8 protein-coding genes are annotated in these 8,287 nt (G+C 70.9%); 7 read left to right on the top strand and 1 reads right to left on the bottom strand.

Annotated features, from left to right (window positions below):
* From GX015_RS03835 to rpsI, 5 genes are all read left to right on the top strand, one after another.
* Positions 1–702: type VII secretion-associated protein (locus GX015_RS03835; RefSeq protein ID WP_291342920.1), on the top strand; the 702-nt coding region annotated here is incomplete at its 5' end.
* Between the two features lie 257 nt (positions 703–959).
* A complete protein-coding gene (locus GX015_RS03830; protein ID WP_291342919.1) occupies positions 960–1,289 on the top strand; it encodes a WXG100 family type VII secretion target in 330 nt (109 codons plus the stop codon).
* Positions 1,290–1,377: 88 nt separating this feature from the next.
* Complete coding sequence (locus GX015_RS03825) at positions 1,378–1,668, top strand: WXG100 family type VII secretion target (protein WP_155869137.1); 291 nt, start codon at positions 1,378–1,380, stop codon at positions 1,666–1,668.
* Between the two features lie 379 nt (positions 1,669–2,047).
* Positions 2,048–2,491 carry a 50S ribosomal protein L13 gene (gene rplM / locus GX015_RS03820; protein WP_291342923.1) on the top strand — a complete coding sequence of 148 codons (444 nt, stop codon included), beginning with the start codon at positions 2,048–2,050 and terminating at the stop codon, positions 2,489–2,491.
* A gap of 104 nt (positions 2,492–2,595) precedes the next feature.
* Positions 2,596–3,057, top strand: coding sequence for a 30S ribosomal protein S9 (gene rpsI, locus GX015_RS03815; protein WP_291342922.1), 462 nt, complete (start codon positions 2,596–2,598; stop codon positions 3,055–3,057).
* A gap of 337 nt (positions 3,058–3,394) precedes the next feature.
* Here rpsI and GX015_RS03810 read toward each other — a convergent pair whose 3' ends face one another.
* The gene (locus GX015_RS03810; protein WP_291342916.1) at positions 3,395–5,989 is read right to left on the bottom strand and encodes an excinuclease ABC subunit UvrA; all 2,595 of its coding nucleotides are present in this window, start codon (positions 5,987–5,989) and stop codon (positions 3,395–3,397) included.
* A 226-nt stretch (positions 5,990–6,215) separates the two neighbouring features.
* On the opposite strand from GX015_RS03810, the gene glmM reads away from it, so the two are divergent.
* Positions 6,216–7,559: a phosphoglucosamine mutase gene (gene glmM, locus GX015_RS03805; protein WP_291342915.1), complete on the top strand. Its 1,344-nt coding sequence runs from the start codon at positions 6,216–6,218 to the stop codon at positions 7,557–7,559.
* A gap of 232 nt (positions 7,560–7,791) precedes the next feature.
* Positions 7,792–8,121, top strand: a complete 330-nt coding sequence (locus GX015_RS03800; protein WP_291342913.1) for a hypothetical protein — start codon at positions 7,792–7,794, stop codon at positions 8,119–8,121.
* The last annotated feature ends 166 nt before the right edge of the window (positions 8,122–8,287 follow it).

Below are 8,287 nucleotides of genomic sequence, written 5' to 3'. Positions count from 1 at the left end.
GCGGTCGCGTCGGCCGCGGTGGCGGTGCTGGCGTGCGTGGTCGCGGCTGCGGCGATCGTGCTCATCGTCGACGGTCCCGTCGGGCCGGCATTGCGCGACGAGGCCGTGTTGGCCGCCGCCGATGGAACCGACGATGGTGATGCGCGCGGGGAGGGTGAGGGAGCCGGAGGAGAGCGCGGCGGCGGGGACGATGCCGGCGGCGGCAAGCACGCGGACGGTGCAGGTCAGGGCGGCTCGAGAGGCCCCGACGGCGCGCCCCCGAACTCCGCGGCCGCGCCCGAGGCCCGGGGAATCGAGCTGGTGGGCAATGGCGTGCGGGTGGAATTGCCGGCGGGGTGGCGCGTCGACGAGCGTGCGACGGCGGAGGCGCTGGTGCTCGTGGACGGCGGGACGATGCGCGTCCTCGTGTCCGCCGGCGAGGTGCCGTGGGGCATGGACGCCGATGGCATCGTGGCGGGGTTGACCGCCCACGCGGCGGGGGATCCCGCGATGGATGGGGTGCGCCGCGAGGTCATCGACGGCCTCGACGTCGTCGTCCACGAGGAGCGTCCGCCCGACGGGTCGGTGGTCCTGTGGCAGCACAAACTGGTCGACGGGTGGCAGGTGTCGGTGGGCTGCCAGTTCCGCGGGGCGACGATCCCGCAGGTCCGGCCGGTGTGCGGTCGCGCGCTGCGCTCGGCCGCGGTGGCCGGGCCGGAATGACGGGCCCGCGGTGATGGCGGCGGCGGGGGTGGTCAGGGGGATGCGCGGAAAAAAGATGGAACCGAATGGCACCGGGGCGCGTCCAATCATGTGGCGGCCGGGGAAGGGACACCGGCCCCCGGACCCGGTGCGGGGACCACCGCACCGGAATCGGCGCCCGCGGCACATGCCGCGGGCATCGCGCACGGGCCGGAACACGAATCCGGCACGCGAACCCGGGCGAGGGGCCCGGGTTCCACGACACGAGGGGGAATGACATGACCGGCGGGATCTTCACCACCGAATCCAGCACGATGACCACGACGGCGGGCGACGTCGACGGGGTCAACCAGGAAGTCTCCGGCGAGCTGGCGCGTCTGCGCGGCGTCGTCGACGGCATGGCCGGGGAGTGGAAGGGCCAGGCCAAGCTGGCGTTCGACGACGTCATGCTCCGGTGGGACGAGGCCGCGGCGAAGCTGTCCGGCGCGCTCACCGACATCGCAGAGAACATCCGCTCCAACGCCGGCAGCTTCGATGCGGGCGAGGAGACCGGCGCAGCAGACTTCAACCGCGTCGGCGCCGCCGGCGGCGGACTGCTGAACCTGTAACCGGCAATCAGCGGCGCCCGAATCGGCGCCGACCATCGATCATTCACGTAACCGGCCGGCTCCCGGCCGGCTCACAGAGGGGGACCACATGACCGACACCATCCGCTACCAGTTCGGCTCCATCGCCGCAGGCGCCGCCGACATCCGCACCACCTCCGGGCACATCCAGACGCTGCTCGGCGACCTGAAGGCGCGCATCGCGCCGATGACGTCCACGTGGGAGGGTGATTCCGCCGTCGCCTACGAGGACGCCCAGCGCACGTGGGACGAGTCCGCCGGCGAGCTCAACCAGATCCTGGAGACCATCGCCCGCACCGTCGAAGAGGGCAACGACCGCATGTCCGACATCAACCGCCGCGCCGCCGCCAGCTGGGGCTGACGGGAAGGCGACTCCGGCTCGACCAGTTTCACCGGCTCCACCACTTTGCTTGACGACGGCCGATGCCCCCGTCCCCGCCCGGGACGGTCGCATCGGCCGTTTGCTCTTCACCGTCCGCGTTTCACGACGCCAACGGCTCCCGAGCGCCTCGCTCGCGTTTTGGTCTGCGGCGACGCCACCGGTAGAGTTGAACGCCTGTGTGCACCAGACTCCCGCACGCTCCACGACGCATGCCCGCACGCGGGCCGTCGTAAAGCGAAAAAGCGCGTAAAGCGAAAAAGCGGAAGCACAACCTCCCCGGGTCTCCACCGGCCGCCGGGGGCAGGGCACGCGGCGCACACCGGCCGGCAGAATCACACGGACCCGTAAAGGAGTCATGTTGTCTACTTTCCACCCCAAGGACGGTGACATCGAGCACAAGTGGTACGTCATTGACGCCACTGACGTCGTGCTCGGTCGCCTCGCCACCCACGCCGCCGACCTGCTGCGCGGCAAGGGCAAGGCCTACTTCGCCCCCAACGTCGACTGCGGCGACCACGTCATCGTGATCAACGCCGACAAGATCCACATCTCCTCCAACAAGCGGGACCGTGAGATGCGCTACCGCCACTCCGGCTTCCCGGGTGGCCTGAAGTCGATGACCCTCGGCCGCTCCCTCGAGCTGCACCCCGAGCGCGTCATCGCCGAGGCCATCGAGGGCATGATGCCGCACAACAAGCTGTCGCGTCAGTCCATCAAGAAGCTTCACGTCTACGCCGGTGCGGAGCACCCGTACGCCGGCCAGAAGCCCGAGAACTACGAGATCAAGGCGGTGGCGCAGTGACCAACCCCCAGGACACCAACGAGGCCCAGGTCGAGAACACCGAGGCCACCTACGACGACGTCCAGGCTGCCGCCGAGGCCGCCACCGAGGACTTCACCTCCACCATCGGCGACGCGCTCGTCGATGAGTCGACCGAGGTCGAGGGCGACGACGCCCCCGTCGCCGAGCCCGCCGTCCTGGATCGCCCGATCCAGACCGTCGGCCGCCGCAAGCGCGCCATCGCGCGCGTCAACGTCACCGCCGGCACCGGCAAGATCACCTGCAACGGCCGCGACATCGAGGATTACTTCCCGAACAAGCTGCACCAGCAGGAGATCAAGGACCCGCTGGTCCTGCTCGAGCGCGAGAACCAGTTCGACATCGCCGCCAACATCAACGGCGGCGGCCCGTCCGGCCAGGCCGGCGCCCTGCGCCTGGCCATCGCCCGCGCCCTCAACGAGTACAACCCGGAGGAGCGCGGCCAGCTGAAGAAGGCCGGCTTCCTCACCCGCGACGCCCGCGCCGTCGAGCGCAAGAAGGCCGGTCTGCACAAGGCCCGCCGCGCGCCGCAGTACTCGAAGCGCTAAACCGAAGCTTCGGTTCCCGCGCCGCCGCCGGTTCGCCGGTGGCATGCAGCGGGGGCGGGGCGGTTGCCGTGCGCTCTTGCGCCGGTGGCCGGTCCGCCCGCTTTGCCGATACGCCCCATCCCGGGTTCGCCCCGGGGTGGGGCGTTTCGCGTGCCCGACCCCGGTGCAGAAAGTCGTGGGGTGGACAGAAAGACGTGGTCAACCAACTCTTTCTGTCCACCCCACGTCTTTCTGCGCGAAGGAGAAGTTCCAGGCGGAGGCTAACCCCGGGGAAGTCGGGGTCAAAGAGAATGTGCCGGGCTCGCAGCACTCGGGTCGGGAACTGCGGCCCCGGGCGCTATGCCCCGACGTACTCGGCGAGGTGGCGGCCGGTGATGGTTCCGTTGACGCTGCCATCTTCGCCTCCCGCGCCAGCGCCGCCTTCGCCTTCGCTCCCGCCGCTTTCGCCCCGCGAGGCGGCGACGAGATCGGCCGGAGTGCCCTCGAACACGACGCGCCCGCCGTCGACGCCGGCGCCGGGGCCGAGGTCGATGATCCAGTCCGCGTGGGCCATCACGGCCTGATGATGCTCGATGACCACCACGGTCGATCCGCCGTCGACGAGGCGGTCGAGCAGGGCCAGCAGATTGTCGACGTCCGCGAGATGCAGGCCGGTGGTCGGCTCGTCGAGGACGAACACTTCGCCACCCGCACCCGCACCCGCACCCGCGCTCGCGACCGCGCCGGCCTTCGCACCGTCCGCCTTCGCGCCGGCTTTCCCCTTGGCGGCACCCTTCGCCGCGCCCGCCTTCCCCGGCTTCCCCGTCTTCCGCCCCTTGAGGTGGGTGGCCAGCTTGAGCCGCTGGCGCTCGCCGCCGGACAGGGTGGGCAGGGTGCGCGACAGGGTGAGGTAGCCGAGGCCGACGTCGTCGAGGGTGGCCAGGATCTTCACGGCCGCGGGCAACCGGGCGTCGCCGTCGGCGAAGAACTCCAGCGCGTCGGCGACGGTCATGCCCAGCACTTCGGAGATGTCGCGGCCGCCGAGCTTGTGCTCCAGCACGGCGTCCTGGAAGCCGCGCCCCTCGCAGTCCTCGCACGGGGTGGCGGCGCCGCCGCGGAAGGACACCTCGGGGTAGATCATCCCGGCGCCCTTGCAGGTGGGGCAGGCGCCGTCGGAGTTCGCGCTGAACAGGCCGGGTTTGACGCCGTTGGCCTTCGCGAACGCCTTGCGCACCGGGTCGGCGAGCCCGGTGTAGGTGGCCACGTTCGATCGCCGGGATCCCTTGATGGGAGCCTGGTCCACGAAGATGACGTCCAGATTCTCGGCCCCGTTCGCCTGCTTTGCGACGCCGCCGTCCCCGAGTGCGCCGTGGATCAGCGAAGACTTGCCGGAGCCCGCGACGCCGGTGACGACGGTGAGCACGCCCAGCGGCACGTCGACGTCGACGTCGCGGAGATTGTTGTCGGCGGCGCCGCGGATCTCCAATGCCCCGGTGGCCTGGCGCATCGCGTCCCCGGTTTTGAGCTCGGCGCGGTGGTCGAAGTGGCGGCCGGTGAGGGTGTCGGAGGAACGCAGCCCGTCGACGTCGCCCTCGAACTGGATCCGGCCGCCCGCGGAACCGGCGCCGGGGCCGACGTCGACGACGTGGTCGGCGATGGCGATGGTCTCCGGCTTGTGCTCGACGACGAGGACGGTGTTGCCCTTGTCGCGCAGCTGCTGCAGCAGCTCGTTCATGCGGGCGATGTCGTGCGGGTGCAGACCGACGGTGGGCTCGTCGAAGACGTAGGTGACGTCGGTGAGCGCCGAGCCGAGGTGGCGGATCATCTTCACGCGCTGGGCCTCGCCGCCGGACAGGGTGCCCGAGGCGCGGTCCAGCGACAGGTAGCCCAGGCCGATGTCGGCGAAGGAGTCGAGGGTCTCCTGCAGCGTCTTCAGCAGCGGCGCCATCGTCGCCGACTGCTTCGTGGCGGCGAAGTCGCGCACCCACTCGGCGAGGTCGGTGATCTGCATGGCCGCCAGCTCCGCGATGTTCTTGCCGTGGACGGTCACCGATCGGGCGGAGTCGTTGAGGCGGGTGCCGCCGCATTCGGGGCACGGGCGGAAGACGATGGCGCGCTCCACGAAGGCGCGGACGTGCGACTGCATCGACTCGAGATCCTTGGCCAGCATCGACTTCCGGATCTTCGTGATCACGCCTTCGTAGGTGACGTTGATGCCGTCGACCTTGATCTTCGTGGCTTCGCGGTACAGCAGGTCGTCGAGCTCGACGTCGGAGTATTCGCCGAGCGGCTTGTCCATGTCGAAGTACCCGGAGCCCTCGAAAATGCGGCCGTACCAGCCGTCCATCGAATAACCCGGCACGGTGAGGGCGCCTTCCGACAGCGATTTCGACGCGTCGTAAAGCGCCGTCAGGTCGAAGTCGGAGACCGTGCCGCGGCCCTCGCACCCGGGGCACTGCCCGCCGAGGATGGAGAACTCGCGGCGCTCCTTCGTGCCGTCCGCCTTGGTCAGTGCGCCCGCGCCGGAAGCGGAGGCGACGTTGAAGGAAAACGCGTTTGGCGGCCCGATCTGGGGGTCGCCGAGGCGGGAAAAGAGGATGCGCAGCAGCGCGCCGACGTCGGTGGCGGTGCCCACGGTCGAGCGGGCGTTGGAGCCCATGGGCTCCTGGTCGACGACGATGGCCGTCGTCAAGCCGGACAGCACGTCGACCTCCGGGCGCGCCGGCGTGGGCATGAAGCCCTGGACGAACGACGGGTAGGTCTCGTTGATCAGGCGCTGCGACTCCGCGGCGATGGTGTCGAAGACCAACGAGGACTTGCCGGACCCGGACACGCCGGTGAACACGGTCAGGCGGCGCTTGGGCAGGTCCAGGTCGACGCCGCGCAGGTTGTTGGCGCGGGCGCCGCGCACGGAAATGAGGTCGTGGGCGTCGGCCGGGTGCGGGTCGGTCATGGGTCCTCCGGGGTGGGGCGGGACGGTCCGGGCCGGCGCGCCGATCGGGGTCGGGCGCGGGGCGGCGGACGGGAACGATCCATTGTCCACCGGTTGGGGGTGAGTCGGCAACGGTCGGCGCGGGTCGCTGGTGTGGGCGGGCCCCGCGGGTGGCACAATGTCGGGATACGGAATCCGGCCCCGTGCTGCGGCGGCCGTCACCCGACGATCAGGAGTTGCATCTGACATGGCCCGTCTCTTCGGCACCGACGGTGTCCGCGGACTCGCGAACAAGACCCTCACCGCGCCATTGGCGATGAAGCTGGGGGCCGCGGCCGCCACCGTCCTGACCAGCGGAGCGAACCCGGGCAAGCGTCGCCCGACGGCGATCATCGGCCGCGACCCGCGTGTGTCGGGCGAGATGCTCGCCGCGGCGATGGCGGCGGGCATGGCGTCGAAGGGCGTCGACGTGCTGCGCGTGGGCGTGCTGCCGACCCCGGCGGTGGCCTACCTGACGGACGATTACGGCGCCGACATGGGCGTGATGATCTCCGCGTCGCACAACCCGATGCCCGACAACGGCATCAAGTTCTTCGCCGCCGGCGGCACGAAGCTGGACGACACGGTGGAGAAGGAAATCGAGCACGCACTGCTGCACCTGGAGGAGGGCGGCCCCACGGGCACCGGCATCGGCCGCGTCATCGAGGAAGCCAACGACGGCCTGGACCGTTACCTGTTCCACCTGGCCAAGGCCGTCCCGTCGAAGATCGACGGCATCCGCGTGGTCGTCGACTGCGCGAACGGCGCCGCCTCGGAGGCCGCCCCGCTGGCCTACGCGGCGGCGGGCGCCGACGTGGTGGCCATCCACAATTCGCCGAACTCGTACAACATCAACGACGGCTGCGGTTCGACGCACATCGACGTGCTGCAGAAGGCCGTCCTGGAGCACGGCGCCGACCTGGGCCTGGCCCACGACGGCGACGCCGACCGCTGCCTGGCCGTCGACTCCGAGGGCAACGTCATCGACGGCGACCAGATCATGGCGGTGCTGGCGGTGGCCATGAAGGAGCAGGGCCTGCTGCACCACAACACGCTGGTGGCCACGGTCATGTCGAACCTGGGCCTGAAGCTGGCCATGCAGGACAACGGCATCGACCTGCGCACCACGAAGGTCGGCGACCGCTACGTGCTGGCCGATCTCAACGCCGGCGGGTACTCGCTCGGCGGCGAGCAGTCGGGCCACCTGGTCATCCCGGACTTCGCCACGACGGGCGACGGCACGCTGACCGGCCTGTACCTGATGGCGCGGATGGCCTCGACCGGCAAGTCGCTGGCGGAGCTGGCGTCGGTGATGACCGTCCTGCCGCAGACCCTGATCAACGTCCCCGTCGCCGACAAGGCCCGCATCGGCGATGCCCCGGCGGTCAAGGAGGCCATCGCGCGCGCCGAGGAGCAGCTCGGCGACACCGGCCGCGTCCTGCTCCGCGCCTCGGGCACGGAGGAGCTCTTCCGCGTGATGGTCGAGGCCCCCGACGCCGAGACCGCGCGCCGCATCGCCGGCGAGCTGTCCGCGGTGGTCGCCTCGGTCTAGCTTTCCTTTTCGCCTCCGGTGGGTCGGTTCTCCCGGTCGCTTTTCGCTTGACGACGTCCCATGTCCGCATGGGGCGTCGTCAAGCTTTTTCATGCCCTGCCGCAGCCTGCGGCCGAGACGACCACCCCCGGACCGGGGCGGCGGGAAATCGGATGGAACCGATGGGCGCCGGGGCGCGTCTAAACGGGGTGTCAGAGCAAGAGACGCACAGCGCGAAACGAGGGGGAATGGCGTGAACGGAATCGGGGAGGACCTGCGGATGTCGGGGGATCGGGTGGCGCGCGTCGCCGCCGAGGTCGCCGGACGGGCCGGGGACGGCGAGGGGCGATGGGCCGGGGTGCCCGGTTTCGCGCCCATGGCGGCGGGGGCCGCGTTCGCCGATCGGGGAGCGCAGTTGGAGGCCGCGGTGGAGGCGATGCGCGGGCGCGGTCGTCGGGCGCACGGGGAATTGGCGGGGTACGCCCCGGGCGTGGCGTCGCAATTCGGCGCGCTGGCCGACGTCGATTCCGCGTCGCGCGATGCCGTGGCCCGCATTGGCGTGCGGGGAGGGGAGCCGGCGTGAACGGGGGATTCATCAGCACTGGAGCGGCGGGGCTCGGGGCGGTGCTCGGTGCGGCGGATGCGTGCGCCGTGCCGTACGGGGCGCCGGCGGTGGCGCCGGTCGCGGTGCCGGAAGTCGCGGCCGCCGCTGCGACCGTCGACGGGTTCGACCCCGGCGCGTTCGCGGC

The organism is Corynebacterium sp. (assembly GCF_012837295.1).
Classification (GTDB): Bacteria; Actinomycetota; Actinomycetes; order Mycobacteriales; family Mycobacteriaceae; genus Corynebacterium.
The sequence above is the reverse complement of the archived record's forward strand: the minus strand, read 5'-3'. Positions and strand labels throughout refer to the sequence as shown.

Bases quoted from the DNA above. Each gene is read 5' to 3' on its own strand.
- GX015_RS03830 (WP_291342919.1), top strand. From the start codon at position 960: ATGACCGGCGGGATCTTCACCACCGAATCCAGCACGATGACCACGACG.
- GX015_RS03825 (WP_155869137.1), top strand. From the start codon at position 1,378: ATGACCGACACCATCCGCTACCAGTTCGGCTCCATCGCCGCAGGCGCC.
- GX015_RS03810 (WP_291342916.1), bottom strand. From the start codon at position 5,989: ATGACCGACCCGCACCCGGCCGACGCCCACGACCTCATTTCCGTGCGC.
- glmM (WP_291342915.1), top strand. From the start codon at position 6,216: ATGGCCCGTCTCTTCGGCACCGACGGTGTCCGCGGACTCGCGAACAAG.